The organism is Methyloversatilis sp. MC4-4 (assembly GCF_049843555.1).
GTDB lineage: Bacteria > Pseudomonadota > Gammaproteobacteria > Burkholderiales > Rhodocyclaceae > Methyloversatilis > Methyloversatilis discipulorum_B.
Window position 1 is genome coordinate 936873 of sequence record NZ_JBBHZK010000002.1, and the last position, 16129, is coordinate 953001.

The following is a 16129-nucleotide window of genomic DNA, read 5'->3' on the forward strand; positions in this document are numbered from 1 at the left end:
GCGCCGGGCGCCTCCGCCGGGCGGAATCCACCGCTGCGCGCTGCGCTATGATGACCGGCACACATGCCGAATTCAGCCCGATCCCCTGCGAGCCACCCCGGACTGCTCATCGTCGACGACGATCCGCTGATTGCCGACTCGCTGTCTTTCCTGCTCGAAGCGGATTTCGACGTGGTCAGCCACGCATCGCGCAACGCCGCCATCAATTGGCTGCGCGAGCAGGCGAGTCCGCCTGCGCTGGCGCTGATCGATCTCGGCCTGCCGCCCAACCCGCATCGTCCCGATGAAGGCTACGCGCTGATCGCCGACCTGCTGGCGCATTCGCCGGACACGCGCATCGTCGTGCTGTCGGGCCAGGGCGAGGAGAATGTCGCGCGCCACGCTCGCGCACTCGGCGCCACCGAATTCGTCGCCAAACCGGCGCAGCCGCAGGCGCTCAATGCGCTGCTGCGACAGCTCGCCCGGACCTGCCACGAGGAAGACTCGCCTGCGCTGCCGGCCCTGATCGGCATCAGCGCACAGATGGAACGCCTGCGCGCGCAGATCGAACAGTACGCGCGTCTGCCCTACCCGGTGCTGATCGAGGGCGAGTCGGGCACCGGCAAGGACATCGTGGCCAACCGCCTGCACGCCGTCGGCGGCAGCGACCGCCCCTTCCTGGCGCTGAACTGCGCCGCGATCTCGCCCAGCCTGGTCGAGCCCACGCTGTTCGGTCATGCCCGCGGCGCCTTCACCGGCGCGCAGTCGGCGCGCGCCGGCTATTTCGAGGAAGCCGCCGCCGGCACGCTGTTCCTCGACGAGATTGGCGAACTGCCGCTGGACCTGCAGGCCAAGTTGCTGCGCGTGCTGGAGAACGGCGAATTCCAGCGCGTCGGCGAAACCCAGTTGCGGCGCTCGAACGCGCGCATCATCGCCGCTACCAACCGCGACCTCGGCGCTGAAGTGCGCGCCGGCCGCTTCCGCTCGGATCTTTACCACCGGCTCAGCGTATTCACCATTTCGCTGCCGCCGCTGCGCGACATGGGCGACGACCGCCTGCGCCTGCTCGATCATTTCCGGAGCCAGTTCTGCGCCCAGCTCGCCCGCCCGCCCTTCACGCTCAATGCCGCGGCGCGCACCGCCTGGCTGGACTACGGTTTTCCCGGCAATGTGCGCGAACTGCGCAACATCGTCATCCGTCTCGCCACGAAGTATCCGGGTCAGGAAGTCGGTCGCGAGGCCCTGCTCGCCGAGTTCGACCCGACCATACGCAGCGGCGCGGCTGCGGACGAGGACGGCGACCTGATAGACATCGCCACTGCCGAACTGCGCGCCGGCGGCTTCCGCCTCGACGCCAAGCTGCGCGAGTGGGAATCCGCCTATATAGATGCAGCCATGCGCCTGGCGCGCGGCAACGTCAGCGCTGCGGCGCGCCTGCTCGGCATCGCGCGCACCACGCTGTACCACCGGATGGAAGCGCCGGACGGCGACGCCGGCGCCCAGGACTGACATGTATCTCGATCACTTCGGCCTGCGCGAAGCGCCCTTCCTGATCACCCCGCACGCCGACTTCTTCTTCGGCGGCGCCAACCGCAGCGCGCTGCTCGACGCGCTGGTCTACGCGCTCGGCCGCGAAGAGGGTCTGGTCAAGGTGAGCGGCGAAGTCGGCACCGGCAAGACCATGCTCGCGCGCGTGCTGATTGGCAGACTGCCGCCGCACCTGCGCGCGATCTATCTGGCCGATCCGCTGATGAACCGCGGCGAGCTGCTGGCCGTGCTGGCCGACGAGCTGGGCTGCGCCGACACCGCTGACGACAGCGCTCACCGCCTGCTGCGCGCAGTGCAGCAGGCGCTGGTCGCCGAGTTCGCGGCGGGTCGGCAGATCGTGCTGCTGATCGACGAAGCGCATGCGATGCCGGCCGATACGCTGGAACAGATCCGCCTGCTGTCCAATCTCGAATCCGAGCGCCACAAGCTGATCAAGATCGCGCTGTTCGGCCAGCCGGAACTCGACGCCCTGCTCGACCGGCCGGACATGCGCCAGCTGAAGGACCGCATCACGCAGCACTTCCGGCTCGACCCGCTGGCACCGGACGACGTCGCGACCTATATAGATTTCCGCATGCGCGCCGCCGGCTATCGCGGCCCGGCGGTGTTCGAGCGGGCGGCGACAGCACGCATCGCGCGCGACTCCGGCGGCCTCACCCGGCGCATCAACGTGCTGGCCGACAAGTCCTTGCTGGCCGCGTTCGCCCGCAACGCACACGCGGTGACGCTGGCCGATGCGCAGCGCGCGGCCGCCGACACGCAGACGCGTGCCGACCTGCCGCCGCCCCGCAAGGCAGCACGCAACGCGCTGCTGCTGCTGGGCGCAATCGTGCTGCTCGGCGCCGGCTACCTGCTCGGCCGCAGCGACCGGGTGGCCGAGCCGCCGCTCGCCGACGCAGTGGCCGCCCGCGCCGAGGTGGTCGCAACGCAGCGACCGGCGGCGGCATCGGCCCCGGCCGAACCGCCCGCGAGCGCCGAAGAGCCGGTCACGCCCCCCGCACCGATCCCTGCCGATCCGCTGGAGGCGCTGCTGGCGGCGAGCCGCGCCTGGTCCACGACGGCGCCGGGCGAGCGCTGGTTCGTGCAGCTGATGTCGGTGCCCGCCAGTCGCGCCGACCACGTGCTCGACTACGTGCGTCGCGCCGGCCGCGCGCTCGATGCGCAGCAGCTGCGCGCCTACCGCACGGACACCGCGGGCGACACGCAGCTCGCGGTGATCTACGGCGACTTCGCCGATCTGCGCAGCGCGCAGCAGGCGGTCGAGGCGATGCCCGAATGGATACGCGGCACGCGGCCCGTCGTCCGCCAGCTGCGCAGCCTGCGCGCCGACGGACAATGACGATGGAATTTATCGTGTACGATGGCCCGCGCATCATCTTGATCCGCCAATGATTGCGCGTACCATCCTTTTCCGAACCCCGTCCGCCACCGCGACCATGACCGCATCGATGCGTGCTGCACCTGCCGACACCCGGGCCGGACGGCCCTCCCGACCCTGCCGCACCGCTCTGCTCGGCGCCCTGATGGCGCTGCTGGCCGGCTGCGCCGTGCACACGCCACAACCTGCGTCAACCGCCCACGTGCTGGCCGACAAGCCCACGGCGCGACCGGCCGACGAAATCCCGCCGCCGGTCACCCGGCCGCTCGCGCCACCGCAGCCGCAACCGCGGCACAAGACCGAAACCTACAGCGTGGTGGTGAATCAGGTACCGGTGCGAGAACTGCTGTTCGCGCTGGCGCGCGACGCGCGGGTCAACGTCGACATCCACCCGGGCATCGAGGGCGCGGTCACGCTGAACGCGATCGACCAGACGCTGCCGCAACTGCTGGCACGCATCGCCCACCAGGTCGACATGCGCTTCGAGCTGGATGGCCAGAACCTGGTGGTGATGCCGGACGCACCCTTCCTGCGTAGCTACCGCGTCGACTACGTGAACATGTCGCGCGACGTGACCGGCGCGGTGTCGATCAACACGCAGATCGCCTCGACCACGTCGGCTGCGGTCGGCGGCGCAACCGGCGGCAGCGCGGCCGGCAGCGCGGCGACGGCAGCCGGCAACAGTTCGAGCACGCGCATCGAGAACGTCGCCCGGAACCGCTTCTGGGAATCGCTGGAACGCAACATCCGCGACCTGCTGCGCGAGACCGACAAGCTCCTGCCAGCCGAGAGCAGCGACGCGGTCGTGGCTCCGGTGGCCGGCGCCGAGGGCACGGCGACGCCGCCCGAGCGGCGGACCACCTTTCGCGAAGCGGCGGCCGTCATCCTGAATCCCGAGACCGGCGTCATCAATGTGCGCGCCACCTCACGCCAGCACGAGAAGGTGCAGGAGTTCATCACCCAGGTGACCCGCATCGCGCGCCGTCAGGTGCTGATCGAAGCAACCATCGCCGAGGTGCAGCTGACCGACAACTACCAGCAGGGCATAGACTGGACCGCCTTCGCCGGCGGCGGCAAGCGCGGTGGCGCCACGCTGTCGCTGAACACCACCTCGACTGACTTCACCACCAATCAGCCCTTCGCGATCGGACTCGGGCGCAACCGCGAACTGTCGGACAGCATCAAACTGCTCGAGGCTTATGGCGACGTGAAGGTGCTGTCCAGCCCGAAACTGTCGGTGCTGAACAACCAGACCGCGCTGCTCAAGGTGGTCAACAACATCGTCTACTTCGAGATCAAGTCGGACGTCGTCGCCAACACCAACACGCAGGCGGTACGCAGCTTCACCGCGACGCCGCGCTCGGTGTCGGTCGGTCTGGTGATGGCGGTGACGCCACAGATCAGCGCCGATGGCTTCGTGCTGCTCAATGTGCGACCGACGATCTCGCGCAAGGTGGGCGACGCGCAGGATCCGACACCGGATCTCAGCACCCCCAATCTGGTGCCGGTCATCCAGACGCGCGAACTCGAATCGGTGATGCGCGTAGCCAGCGGCGAAACCGCCGTGCTCGGCGGGCTGATGCAGGACGAGATCAATTTCCGTCGCGACAGCATTCCGGGTGTATCGGTGCTGCCGATACTTGGACCGCTGCTGTCGGCGCGCAACGAAACCTCGCGCAAGACCGAACTGGTGGTGCTGATCCGCCCGGTGGTCATCGTCGACGCCAGCCTGGACGGCGACTATGCGCCGCTGAGCAGCGCGCTGCCGGGTCGTGACTTCCTGACGCCGTCCTTTCCGCCGCCGACGCTGCAGCCGCCGAAAGGGCCGACCACGGAGCCGGCACCGTGAGCCTGCTGCTGGAGGCACTTAAGAAGGCCGAGGCAGCCAAGCGTCGCGACGACGAAGGCGGCGACACGCCCGCCGCCGAGCCGCCGCCCGCGCCCGTCGCCCCGCGCATCACCCCGGCGCACGAACTCGAACTGATCGACGACGAAATCGCTCAGGCCGCCCGCTTCGCCGGGCTCGACGTGCCGGAACCCACCCCGTCCGCTCCGCCGCCCGCCAGCCCGGGCAGCGAGGCGGCGCGCCTGCTGTTCGACGCGAAGAAGCCGACTTCGCGCCCGTCCCCCCTGGCCTGGCTGCTCGGCGGCGGCGCGCTGCTGTTGCTGTGCGTCGGCGGCTGGGTCGCCTGGCAGTTGTCGTCGCTGGACAGCGGCCGGTCCGCGCCTTCGATACCCGCGGCGACACCGGTCGCAGCCCCGGCGAACACGCCCATGGCCGAAGCCGTCAAGCCTCCGGTCGAACAGTCTCCGGTGGCCGTGGCTACCCCGGCCGCTATCGCACCGGCTGCCGAGCCGACCGCCCCCGGCCGGCCCGCGCCTCCCCTACCCGCGCTCACCGCGTCGGCGGTGCCGGATTCATCCCGTTTCCTGTCCGGTCAGCTGACGACGAACCCGCCGGCGGTCGAGCCCCCCCCGCCCACGCCAGCCGCCGCGCCGATCCGCATCACCCGCAACGCCCCCGCCGTGCCACAGGACGTCGCGGACGGCTACGCCGCCTTCCAGGCCGGTGAGTACGAACGCGCCCGCGTCGCCTACGAGCGTGCGCTGCGCGCCGATCCGCGCAACCCCGACGCGCTGCACGGCCTGGCCGCGCTGGCCCAGCACCGGCGTGACGAAGCCGGCGTGCGCCAGCTGATGCGGCGCATCGCCGAAGTCGATCCGTCGGACACCGCCGCTCGCGTCGCGCTGAGCGACAACGTCGATCCGGCGGTCCAGGAAGCGCGCCTGCTCGACATCGCGGCCGCCCAGCCAAAATCGGCCGCCGCCGCCTTCGCGCTCGGTTCGCTGTATGCGTCGCAGGCGCGCTGGCGCGAGGCGCAGCAGGCCTATTTCAACGCTTACACGCTGGCGCCCGGGCAGCCCGACCACGCCTACAACCTCGCAGTCAGCCTCGACCAGCTGCGCCAGCCGCGCCTCGCACTGCAGTACTACCGCGAAGCGATGTCGCTGCGCGCACAGCAGGCCGCCGCCTTCGATCCCGAGACGGTGGCGGCGCGCATCCTGTCGCTGGAGGCACGCTGACGCGATGAATGCCCCGGTCAAACCGCAACGTCAGCCGCTTGGCCAGATGCTGCTGGCGCAAGGACTGGTGTCCGAGGACCAGCTGCGCATCGCGCTGCAGGAACAGCAACGGCAGAACATTCCGATGGGCCGGCTGCTGGTGCAGCTCGGTTTCGTCAGCGAAGCCACGCTGCGCGACGCGCTCGGCGTCACGCTGGGCAAGCGCACGGTCGACCTGACGCACGCGCTGGTCGATGCCGACGCATTGCGCCTGGTACCGCAGGCGCTGGCCAAGCGCCACCTGCTGTTGCCGCTGAACTACGCGCCGAGCGCCCGCCGGCTGACGGTTGCGGTGTCCGACGTGAACGACATCGTCGCCCTCGACCAGCTGCGCGCGCTGCTGCCCGAGGGCATGGACCTCGACACCGTGCTGGCCGGCGAAACCGAGCTGGCGCACGCGATCGACCAGGCCTACGGTCACGAACTGTCGATCGAAGGCATCCTGACCGAACTGGAAACCGGCGAGGTCGACTACCGTGCGCTGGCCGCGTCGGCCGACGAATACAGCCAGCCGGTGGTGCGTCTGATCGACGCGCTGCTGACCGATGCGGTCAAGCGCGAAGCGTCGGACATCCACTTCGAGCCGGAAGCAGGCTTCCTGCGCATCCGTTACCGCATCGACGGCCTGCTGCGGCAGATCCGTGCGCTGCACCGCTCCTACTGGCCGGCGATGGCGGTGCGCATCAAGGTCATGGCGGGCATGAACATCGCTGAAATGCGCGCGCCCCAGGACGGTCGCATCTCGCTCACCATCAGCGGCCGGCCGGTGGACTTCCGCGTGTCGTCGCAACCGACGCTGCACGGCGAGAACATCGTGCTGCGCATCCTCGACCGCGCGCGCGGCATCGTGCCGCTCGACGGCCTCGGTCTGGCCGAGTCGCAGCTCGACCAGCTGAAACTGATGATCGCGCGACCGGAGGGCATCATCCTCGCCACCGGCCCGACCGGCAGCGGCAAGACCACCACGCTCTACTCGGTGCTGAACCACATCAATTCCGAAGGCGTGAACATCATGACGCTGGAGGATCCGGTCGAGTACCCGATGGCGCTGATCCGCCAGACCTCGGTCGCCGAGTCGGTGAAACTGGACTTCGCCAACGGCGTGCGCTCGATGATGCGGCAGGACCCGGACATCATCCTGGTCGGCGAGATCCGCGACGCCGAAACCGCCGACATGGCCTTCCGCGCTGCGATGACCGGCCACCAGGTGTATTCGACGCTGCACACCAATTCGGCGCTGGGTGCCATTCCGCGCCTGCTCGACATCGGCATCCTGCCGGACATCATGGCCGGCAACATCATTGGCGTGATCGCGCAACGCCTGCTGCGCCGGCTGTGCGTCTATTGCCGCCGTGCGCGCACGGCCGAACCGCACGAAGTGCATCTGCTCGGCGTACGCGACGGCAATCCGCCGGACATCCACGACGCCGTCGGCTGCCCGGCCTGCGAATTCACCGGCTACCGTGGCCGGCTGGCGGTGATGGAACTGCTGCGCATGGATTCCGATCTGGACGAGCTGGTCGCCCGCCGCGCCACCTCGCGCGAACTGCGCAACGCGGCACGTGCCAAGGGTTTCCGTACGCTGGCCGAGGACGGCCTGCGGCGCGTGCTCGACGGCTCGACCTCGCTGGAAGAGCTGGCGCGCGTGGTCGACCTGACCGAGCGCATGAGCCAGGGCGGGCCGGACTGGTACGCGAGGTAGCGCAGTGGCCATCTTCTCGTACAAGGCGATGAACGCGCAGGGCCGCATGGTGTTCGGCCGCATGGACGCCGCCAATCTGGTCGATCTGGAAATGCGCCTGAAGCGCATGCAGCTCGACTTCGTGAACGGCCAGCCGATGAAGCACGCGCAGCCGCTGTTCGGCCACAGCCTGCCGCGCATCGAACTGATCAACTTCAGCTTCCACCTCGAACAGCTGGTGCGCTCCGGCGTGCCGCTGATCGAAGCACTGACCGACCTGCGCGACTCGACCGAACACCCACGGATGCGCGAAATCGTCGCCTCGCTGGTCGAGAGCATCGAGGGCGGGCGCTCGCTGTCTCAGGCCATGGCCGAGCATCCAGGCGCCTTCAGCAAGGTGTTCTGTGCGCTGGTGCGCGCCGGCGAACTGACCGGCAACCTGCCGGAAGTGCTGCGCGAACAAGTCGAAGCGTTCAAGTGGGAGGACGAGTTGGTGTCGCAGACCCGCCGTCTGCTCACCTACCCGGCCATCGTCGGCACCTTCCTGCTGTTCGTGATCGGCGTGCTGATGCTGGTGGTGGTGCCCGATCTGGCGCGCTTCTTCCGCAACACCGGGCTCGAGCTGCCACTGCAGACGCGCATCCTGATGGGTACGTCGGAATTCCTGCAGGCCTGGTGGCCGGCGCTCATTCTGCTCGTCGTGCTGGCGGTCGTCGGCGGCGCGGCCCTGCTGCGCCTCAACCCGGCGCTGCGCCAGCGGGTGGACTGGATCAAGCTCAATCTGCCGGTGGTCGGCCCCATCCTGCACAAGGTGGTGCTGTCGCGCTTCGCCAGCATGTTCGCGATGATGTACGGCGCCGGCATCCCCATTATCGACGCCGTGCGCACTTCGGAGGACGTGGTCGGCAACGAGGCGGTGCGCGATTCGCTGCGGCGCGCCGGCATGCTGATCGGCCAGGGCCAGAACGTCACCGCCGCCTTCCAGAGCGTGGGCCTGTTTCCGCCACTCGTGGTGCGCATGCTGCGCGTCGGCGAAAGCACCGGCGCACTCGACCGCGCGCTGCGCGAGGTGTCCTACTTCTACACGCGCGATGTGCGCGAGTCGATCGCCCGCGCGCAGGCGGCGATGGAACCCACACTGACGCTGGTGCTCGGCCTGCTGCTGATGGGCGTCGCCTTCTCGGTGCTGGGACCGGTGTACGACATGCTGACCCGGCTGAAGATCTGATGCCGCGCCGCCACGTGCTCTATCTCGACGCCACGCAACTGGTCGCCTGGGGATGGCGGGCCGGCGAGGTGACGCTGCGCGGGCGCTTCGCCAACGACGCCGAAGGCCATGCGCAGTTCGCCGAGTTCCTGCGCCAGCGCCGCGACAGTCTTTTCCTGCTGCTGTGCGATCTGGTGGACGAGGCCTTCGTCGCCGAGAGCGTGCCCTTCGTCCGCGGCGCCGACCGTGTGTCGCTGCTGCGTCGCAAGCTGGCGCAGCATTTCTTCGGCACCCCCTTCACCTGCGCGCATTCGCTCGGCCGGCTGCGCGTCGGTCGCCGCGACGAGCAGATGCTGTTCTGCGCGCTCACCCGCCCGGCTCACCTGGAGCCCTGGCTGGCCGCGCTGCGCGGTGCGGAAGCGGCACTGAGCGGCATCCACAGCGTACCGCTGGTCAGTGAACCGATACTCGAACGGCTGCGCCTGACCGAAGGCCAGACCCTGCTGCTGGGCATCAGCCCGGCCGGCGTGCGGCAGAGCTTCTTCGAGGGCGGCCGGCTGCGCTTCTCCCGCCTCACGCCGCTGAGCGCGCTGTCCAGCAACGACCTGCCGCGCGCCTGCGCCGAAGAGGCGCGACGGCTGCATCCCTATCTGCTCGGCCAGCGCCTGATCGCCCGCAACACGCCACTGACCGTGCGCGTGCTGGTTCCGCCGGCAAACATGGACGACTTCGCGCTCGCCTGCCGGTCGAACGACACGCTGCAGTTCGAACTGATAGACAGCGAACAGGCGGCTGCCCGCCTGGGCCTGCGCCCGCCGCCGCAGGACATGAACAGCGAAACGCTGTTCGTGCAGGCGCTGATGCGCAGCCCCCCCGCGGAACAGTTCGCGCCGTCGACCGAACGTCGCTTCCACCGCCTCTGGCTTACCCGCTTTGCGCTGCGCGCCGCCGGCAGCGTGGCACTGGCGGCCTGTCTACTGTTCTCGGCACACAGCGCACTCGACAGCTTCGAGATGCGACAGGACACGCTGCGCCTGAACGACGACGCGCAGCGCGCGCAGCGTGCGCGCGCCGACATCATCCGCCGGCTGCCGCCAACGCCGGTACCGCTGGACACCCTGCGCGTCGTACATGAGCGCAGCCTGCAGATCGAACAGCGCAGCGCGATGCCGGACGGCCTGATGCGTGAGCTGGGGGCGGTACTCGAACAGCTGCCGCAGGTGACGCTGGACAAGCTCGAATGGCGGCTCGCCGCCGACACGGCGAACGGGAACACCGCTGCGCTGCCGCCGATGCGCGCCGAACTGATCGTGCACGCCCATCTGCCGGAGGAATTCGGTGTGCAGCAGCGGCGCGCACTGGAGGTGGTCGACGCGCTGGCCGGCCAGTTACGCGTGCGCCCCGGACTGGACGTCCAGGTGCTGCGCCAGCCCTTCGATCTCGAATCCGGCCAGGTATTGCGGGGCGGCACCCGCACCGAACGGACCGACGCCGGCAATGCGCCACCGTTCTCGCTGCGCATCAGCAGGGTGCTGGCACCATGATGCGACTGAACGATCTGCGCAGGGCGGGCGCCAGTGCGCTGCTGGCGCTGGCGATGGCCTTGGCCGGCGCGGCAGCAGTGTGGGCCAGCACCCGGCTCGCCGGCGACGTGCGTCAGGCACACGAGCGCGCCCTTGCCGCGCGCACCGAGGCGCAGCGCGCGCTCGCCGGCGCGCGCGCCGAAGAAGCGGAAATCGCCGCCAAGATCGACCGCTTCCGCCATCTGGTCGAGCGTGGTGCGGTCGGTACGGAGCAGCGACTGGCCTGGGTGGAACTGATCCGCGACGCGCGCGCACGACACCACCTCGGTGCTGTCGATTACGAGTTCTCGCCGCAGCGTCCGCTCGATCCGCTAATCGCGCCGGCGGATGCCGATCAGCTCGAAGCCGCCGGCAGCACGCTGCGCATCCGCATGCCGCTGCTGCACGAAGGTCAGCTGATCGCCCTGCTCGACGACCTCGCATTCAACGCGTCGGCCGTCGTTCGCGTGCGTGAATGCAGCGTCACGCGCGCCGGTGTCGCCAGTGACGCGGAACAGCTGGTGGCCGATTGCCTGCTCGACTGGATCACCTTCCGGCCACGCCAGGGAGCCGGCTCGTGAAGCGGCACGTACTTGCTCTGCTGCTCGTCGCGCTCTGCGGCGCCGCTGTGGCGCAGCCGCTGGGCAGGCTTTTCTTCAGCGACGAGGAACGGGCCCGGCTGGACGCCCGTCGCGGTCAGCCGGTCGACAACACCGCACCGCGTCAGGTTGGCACGGTGCGCCACGACGGCGTCGTCACCCGTTCGTCCGGCCCGCCGACCTGGTTCGTGAATGGGGCGCCGGCCGATGGCGAAACGCTGTCGGCGCTGCCGGCCCGTACCGTCGGCGCCACCCTGCAACTGAAGGGCGCCGACGGCCGCCCGCTGCGTCTGCGTCCGGGCGAGCAGGCGGCGGTGGACGAAGCCGGCGAAGCCACGCCATCGGGTGCCGCCATCGACATCCGCCCGGGGCGCACCCGATGAAGCGTCGTCAGCACGGCAGCGCATTGCTGATCGCGGTCGGTCTGCTCGGCCTGCTGGCGATGGCCACGCTGGCACGCGCCCTTTCATCGCCGCCGGGCGCCGAAGCGGCGCTGGCCACCGAGCGCGCGCTGGCACGGGCACGCGAAGCGCTGGTCGCCTACGGCGCGCTCGGCAATGCAGCCGGCAGCCACGACAATTCGCCGGGCGCGCTGCCCTGCCCCGATCTAGACAACGACGGCGTATCGGATCTGAACTGCAGCGCGCACATCGGTCGCTTGCCCTGGCGCACGCTGGGCCTGGGTCCGCTGCTCGACGGCGCCGGGGAATGCCTCTGGTACGCCCGCAGTCCGCGCTACAGCAACAACATCCAGACCAGCGAACGCGGCACATCGGCGGACAAGCCCGCACTGAATCCGGCCACACCGGGTGAAATCGTCGAAGTGAACGCAGAAGGCGCCACCGGTCGCCGGCTGGCGGCGGTCATCTTCGCACCTGGACTGCCGTTGCCCGGCCAGCAGCGCGGTGCGGTCAGCGGTCTGTCCGGCTGCCGCAGTGGCGACCTCGCGCAGTTCCTGGAGGACGTCGAGGTCGGCGGCACGCCTTACCCACACAGCAGCGGACTGAATGCGGTGACGCGGCTCGCCGGCGACGGCTTCAACGACAGCGTGCTCGGCATGGACACGCCGCGCCTGTTCGCCACCGCCGGCGCGCGCGTGCTCGGCGACATCCAGCTCGCAGGCGGCACGCCGCCCTACCCCTGGTGGACGCAGAACCTGTGGTGCACCCAGATCTGCGTCACCGCCACCGGTGGACGCATCACGCTGGCCGACGGCGGCAGCGTGTCGCGCGCGCTCGGCGTCTTCCCGGCGTGCGCCAGCCCGTGCGGCGGAACATGAAGACGGCGCGCGGATTCACGCTGGTCGAGATCGCGGTGGCGCTGACCATCATCGCGCTGCTCAGCGTCGGCGCGATCGGTACGCTGCAGATGGCCATGCTGCGCGCGCGCATCGCCGAAACGCAGGACGCGCTGCGCGAGGCGCGCGAGGCGGTCACCGCCTACGCCGTCGCCAATCGCTCGCTGCCCTGCCCCGCCGTGTCGGCCACCGACGGCACCGAACAGAGCCGCGCGGGCGGCAATTGCGCCAGTCGGCGCGGCCTGCTGCCGTGGACGACGCTGGGGGTACGCGGACTCGACGGCTGGGGCAACCGGCTCGGCTACGTCGTATCGTCCGGAATGGTAAAAAGCCCGGCCGGGCGCATCGCGCTCAGCGACGTCGGCAGCATAAAGATCATCGCGCGCGATGCCGCCGGCACGCCGTCCGACATCGTCACCCAGACGGCGGTCGCCTACGCGCTGTGGTCGCATGGCGAGAACGGCCGCGGCGCGACGACGGTAGTCGGCACACTGATCGCCGACGATTCGACGAGCAACATGGACGAAGACGTGAACAGCTCCCAACCCGCAAATAACGCCGAACAGACGCTGTATGCGCGGGAGGGCAGCAGCAGCGCGGACGCGGTCGGCGGCGAGTTCGACGATCTGGTGCTGTGGGAATCGCGCTTTGTGCTGTTCGGCCGCATGATCAATTCCGGGCAGCTGCCGTGACCCGCCTTTCAACAACAACAGATCTTCACGGGTCCGTGCGATGAGTACCGGCTTCTTCACGCGCCTGCGTCGTGGCGGCATCCTTCCGACGGACAGCGCCGACGAGCGCCTGAACAAGTCGCTGCTGGTGCTGGCGACCGGCCTGGTCTGCGTCGCCTCGACGCTGTGGCTGGCGGTCTACTGGAGTCTCGGACCGCGGCTGTCGGCCACGCTGCCCTTCGCCTATCAGCTGCTGCTAGCGGGCAACCTCGCCCTCTTCCTGTACGGCGGCAATTTCCGGCTGTTCCGCAACACGCAGCTCGGACTTTTCCTGTTCGCGCCTTTCGTTGCGCAATGGGCGATCGGCAACTTCATCACCGCCAGCGGCATCCTGCTGTGGGGGCTGCTGGCACCGATCGGTGCCATCCTGTGCATCGGCGCGCGCGAGGCGCTGGCCTGGTTCTTCGCCTACGCCTTCCTGGTCGCACTGACCGGCTTCTTCGACTACTACCTCGCCGACGCCGCAACCTACCGCAACGCGCTCGTGCCGGTGGAAACCAGCGTCGTGTTCTTCGCGCTGAACTTTCTTGCCGTTTCCAGCATCGTGTTCATGCTGCTGCGCTTCGCCATCGAACAGAAACAGATCATCGCGCGCCGGCTGGCCGAGGCGCACACGCTGCTGGAGCAGGAACAGGAACGTTCGGAGCGACTGCTGCTGAACGTCCTGCCGGGTCCGGTCGCGCAGCGGCTGAAGCAGAACGAGAAGAACATCGCTGACGGCTTCGCCGACGTCAGCGTCATGTTCGCCGACATCGTGAACTTCACGCAGGTCGCAGCCGGCATGACGCCGTCACAGGTTTTCTCGATGCTGAACCGCGTGTTCTCCCGCTTCGACGAACAGGCCGAGGCGCGCGGCCTCGAGAAGATCAAGACCATCGGCGACGCCTATATGGTGGCCGGCGGCCTGAACTCCGGCAATGCCGACTACACCGCCGCCATCGCCGATCTGGCACTGGAGATGCGCGACTGGCTGCGCAACCAGACCACCGGCACCGGCGTACTGCTCGATCTGCGCATAGGCATAGGCACCGGCCCGGTCGTCGCCGGCGTGGTCGGCAAGAAGAAATTCATCTACGACCTGTGGGGCGACACGGTGAATCTGGCCAGCCGCATCACCACCGAAGGTGTACCCGGCATGGTGCAGGTCGATACCGCGACCTATCTCCGGCTGCGCAGCCGCTACGACTTCCACGAACCGCAGACGCTCTACCTGAAGGGCAAGGGCGACACCGTGGTGTATCGACTGATCGGGCGCAAGGAGGACAGCGCCGGGTTGAGGACGGACAGCGTGGATATCCTGCTCGACGCAGGGTGAGCAAGAGTTCGGTGAAGGCAGGCTTGTTCGCGACGCCGCCTCACGTCAGAAGCTGACCGCCTGCAAACGCCCTGCCGAGACCCAGAGCGCTCACGCAGGTCTCTCCGCGGTCCAGCGGACTGGTGAGCAGCGTGGCGATCGGACACCTGCGTCGGAACGGACGCCGAACGTGTCGTCGACCTTCGTACCCACGAACTGATTGCCCCCTCCTGCAGCGCCACTGCACATCCAGGCAGCGAGCTGATCTCCGACACGCGGCGGTCCCGAACACCGATTGAATCAGCTCGATGCCAAGGGTCAACGAAAAACGGGCGCCCGAAGGCGCCCGTTTGAGCACGACTTTCTGATCGGAAACCGATTAGAAGGTGTGAGCGAGACCGATGTTGAAGCCGGAATCGCCGTAGCCAGTGCCGTTGGCGCCGCCCGAACCCGTGCCATTGCCGCCGGCAGCGTTCTTCGAGATGCCGCAACGGGCCAGATCGTCGTTGTTGATCTTGGCGTAGGTGGCGTACGCGGTGGTGCGCTTCGAGAAGGCGTATTCGCCACCGATGCCCCACTTCGAGCAATCGCTGTCGTTCGCGCGATCGTCGTTGGCCTTGACGTACGAAGCCTTCAGGGTGATGTTCGAGGTGACCGGAGCCGACAGACCGATCAGCCAGCCGTCGCCGTTCGAGACAGCCTTCGAGGCGGTGTCGTCACCTTCGGTGCTTTCGTAGTAAGCCGACAGCTTGGCCACGCCGAAGTCGTAGCTGGCGCCAGCAACCCACAGGTCGAACTCGAGATCGCCGCCGCCCGGAGCCGAGCGCTTGATCTGGAGGTTTTCGTAGTCGAGCAGCAGGCTGATCGGGCCGTTGTCGTACATGGCGGCGATCGCGTACAGCGGGGTGTCACCCGTTTCGACGTCCTGACCAGCGATGGCGCCGGAGCCGGCTTCCGACAGCAGCGACGTGGTGTAAGCAGCCAGGAACTTCAGGCCGGGGGCCAGTTCCGGGGTGATGTACACGACGGCGTTGTCAGCACGGTCAGCCTGACCCAGACCCGAGGTCACGCCGAACAGCGAACCGGCGTTGGCAACGGTCTGGTTCTTGAACGGGTCGTACTTGCCGACGAAGGAGTAACGGGCGCCATCAACGCGGCCACCGAGGGCGGTACCGAAGGCACCGGTCAGGCCGACCCAGCTGTGACGGTTGGTGGTCGAGCCGAACGAGGTGCCGCTGTCGCCAGAGAAACCGAATTCGAATTCGTAGATGGCCTTCAGGCCGTTGCCCAGATCTTCCGAGCCCTTGAAGCCGAAACGGTTGGTGCCGAGGATACCGTCTTCGAAGTCGTTCAGACGGCCAGTGCGACCAGCTTGCGACAGGCCACCGCTGTCACCACCGCGGGACATGAAACCGTAGTCGATGCGACCGTAGATGGTCACGTTGGAAGCTTCGGCCATGACGGCGGCCGGGGCGAGCGCTGCGGCGATGGCAGCGGCAAGCAGTTTCTTGGACATTACGCAAATCTCCTCTTGCGATGATAGTGGGTGCCCGGATCGTATTCGACCTTGCGGCCGCTGCACTGCCGGGCTACACACCTTCGGAGCTTCAGAAGGTGTGGCGGACTGTACCGAAGCAGTAAAGTCGGCGGCAAGCCATGCGTCGAATTACGTATGCCCCCGGCTCAAGTCTTGTGGTTTTTGCGCAACAAGCCAGGTTCTCGCCGAAACG

The 16129-nt window shown here is 68.5% G+C and carries 13 protein-coding genes; 12 read left to right on the plus strand and 1 reads right to left on the minus strand.

Going from position 1 to position 16129, the window contains the following annotated elements:
• The first annotated feature begins 63 nt into the window (after positions 1–63).
• From WDZ97_RS11215 to WDZ97_RS11270, 12 genes are all read left to right on the plus strand, one after another.
• Positions 64–1488: a sigma-54-dependent transcriptional regulator gene (locus WDZ97_RS11215; RefSeq protein ID WP_425762788.1), complete on the plus strand. Its 1425-nt coding sequence runs from the start codon at positions 64–66 to the stop codon at positions 1486–1488.
• Between the two features lies 1 nt (position 1489).
• A complete protein-coding gene (locus WDZ97_RS11220; protein ID WP_425762789.1) occupies positions 1490–2866 on the plus strand; it encodes an AAA family ATPase in 1377 nt (458 codons plus the stop codon).
• A gap of 109 nt (positions 2867–2975) precedes the next feature.
• Positions 2976–4754 carry a type II secretion system protein GspD gene (locus WDZ97_RS11225; protein WP_425762790.1) on the plus strand — a complete coding sequence of 593 codons (1779 nt, stop codon included), beginning with the start codon at positions 2976–2978 and terminating at the stop codon, positions 4752–4754.
• Entirely contained in the window at positions 4751–5989 is a 1239-nt protein-coding gene (locus tag WDZ97_RS11230) for a tetratricopeptide repeat protein (protein WP_425762791.1), read from the plus strand. Before WDZ97_RS11225 ends, WDZ97_RS11230 begins: the two co-directional genes overlap by 4 nt.
• A gap of 4 nt (positions 5990–5993) precedes the next feature.
• Positions 5994–7730 carry a GspE/PulE family protein gene (locus WDZ97_RS11235; RefSeq protein WP_304003941.1) on the plus strand — a complete coding sequence of 579 codons (1737 nt, stop codon included), beginning with the start codon at positions 5994–5996 and terminating at the stop codon, positions 7728–7730.
• Between the two features lie 4 nt (positions 7731–7734).
• Positions 7735–8937 carry a type II secretion system F family protein gene (locus WDZ97_RS11240; RefSeq protein WP_020163556.1) on the plus strand — a complete coding sequence of 401 codons (1203 nt, stop codon included), beginning with the start codon at positions 7735–7737 and terminating at the stop codon, positions 8935–8937.
• The gene (locus WDZ97_RS11245; protein WP_425762792.1) at positions 8937–10460 is read left to right on the plus strand and encodes a hypothetical protein; all 1524 of its coding nucleotides are present in this window, start codon (positions 8937–8939) and stop codon (positions 10458–10460) included. The genes WDZ97_RS11240 and WDZ97_RS11245 overlap by 1 nt, the downstream gene beginning before the upstream one ends.
• On the plus strand, positions 10457–11059 hold the full coding sequence (locus WDZ97_RS11250; RefSeq protein ID WP_425762793.1) for a hypothetical protein: 603 nt from the start codon (positions 10457–10459) through the stop codon (positions 11057–11059). Before WDZ97_RS11245 ends, WDZ97_RS11250 begins: the two co-directional genes overlap by 4 nt.
• The gene (locus WDZ97_RS11255; RefSeq protein ID WP_419542083.1) at positions 11056–11460 is read left to right on the plus strand and encodes a hypothetical protein; all 405 of its coding nucleotides are present in this window, start codon (positions 11056–11058) and stop codon (positions 11458–11460) included. Before WDZ97_RS11250 ends, WDZ97_RS11255 begins: the two co-directional genes overlap by 4 nt.
• Positions 11457–12356, plus strand: coding sequence for a hypothetical protein (locus WDZ97_RS11260; RefSeq protein ID WP_425762794.1), 900 nt, complete (start codon positions 11457–11459; stop codon positions 12354–12356). The genes WDZ97_RS11255 and WDZ97_RS11260 overlap by 4 nt, the downstream gene beginning before the upstream one ends.
• Positions 12353–13066, plus strand: coding sequence for a type II secretion system protein (locus WDZ97_RS11265; protein ID WP_425762795.1), 714 nt, complete (start codon positions 12353–12355; stop codon positions 13064–13066). The genes WDZ97_RS11260 and WDZ97_RS11265 overlap by 4 nt, the downstream gene beginning before the upstream one ends.
• A 40-nt stretch (positions 13067–13106) precedes the next feature.
• A complete protein-coding gene (locus WDZ97_RS11270; RefSeq protein WP_425762796.1) occupies positions 13107–14420 on the plus strand; it encodes an adenylate/guanylate cyclase domain-containing protein in 1314 nt (437 codons plus the stop codon).
• A 358-nt stretch (positions 14421–14778) separates the two neighbouring features.
• Here WDZ97_RS11270 and WDZ97_RS11275 read toward each other — a convergent pair whose 3' ends face one another.
• Entirely contained in the window at positions 14779–15915 is a 1137-nt protein-coding gene (locus WDZ97_RS11275; protein ID WP_425762797.1) for a porin, read from the minus strand.
• Between the last annotated feature and the right edge of the window lie 214 nt (positions 15916–16129).

Coding starts and splice junctions, on each gene's coding strand:
- WDZ97_RS11215 (WP_425762788.1), top strand. CDS start 64: ATGCCGAATTCAGCCCGATCCCCTGCGAGCCACCCCGGACTGCTCATC.
- WDZ97_RS11220 (WP_425762789.1), top strand. CDS start 1,490: ATGTATCTCGATCACTTCGGCCTGCGCGAAGCGCCCTTCCTGATCACC.
- WDZ97_RS11225 (WP_425762790.1), top strand. CDS start 2,976: ATGCGTGCTGCACCTGCCGACACCCGGGCCGGACGGCCCTCCCGACCC.
- WDZ97_RS11235 (WP_304003941.1), top strand. CDS start 5,994: ATGAATGCCCCGGTCAAACCGCAACGTCAGCCGCTTGGCCAGATGCTG.
- WDZ97_RS11245 (WP_425762792.1), top strand. CDS start 8,937: ATGCCGCGCCGCCACGTGCTCTATCTCGACGCCACGCAACTGGTCGCC.
- WDZ97_RS11250 (WP_425762793.1), top strand. CDS start 10,457: ATGATGCGACTGAACGATCTGCGCAGGGCGGGCGCCAGTGCGCTGCTG.
- WDZ97_RS11260 (WP_425762794.1), top strand. CDS start 11,457: ATGAAGCGTCGTCAGCACGGCAGCGCATTGCTGATCGCGGTCGGTCTG.
- WDZ97_RS11265 (WP_425762795.1), top strand. CDS start 12,353: ATGAAGACGGCGCGCGGATTCACGCTGGTCGAGATCGCGGTGGCGCTG.
- WDZ97_RS11270 (WP_425762796.1), top strand. CDS start 13,107: ATGAGTACCGGCTTCTTCACGCGCCTGCGTCGTGGCGGCATCCTTCCG.
- WDZ97_RS11275 (WP_425762797.1), bottom strand. CDS start 15,915: ATGTCCAAGAAACTGCTTGCCGCTGCCATCGCCGCAGCGCTCGCCCCG.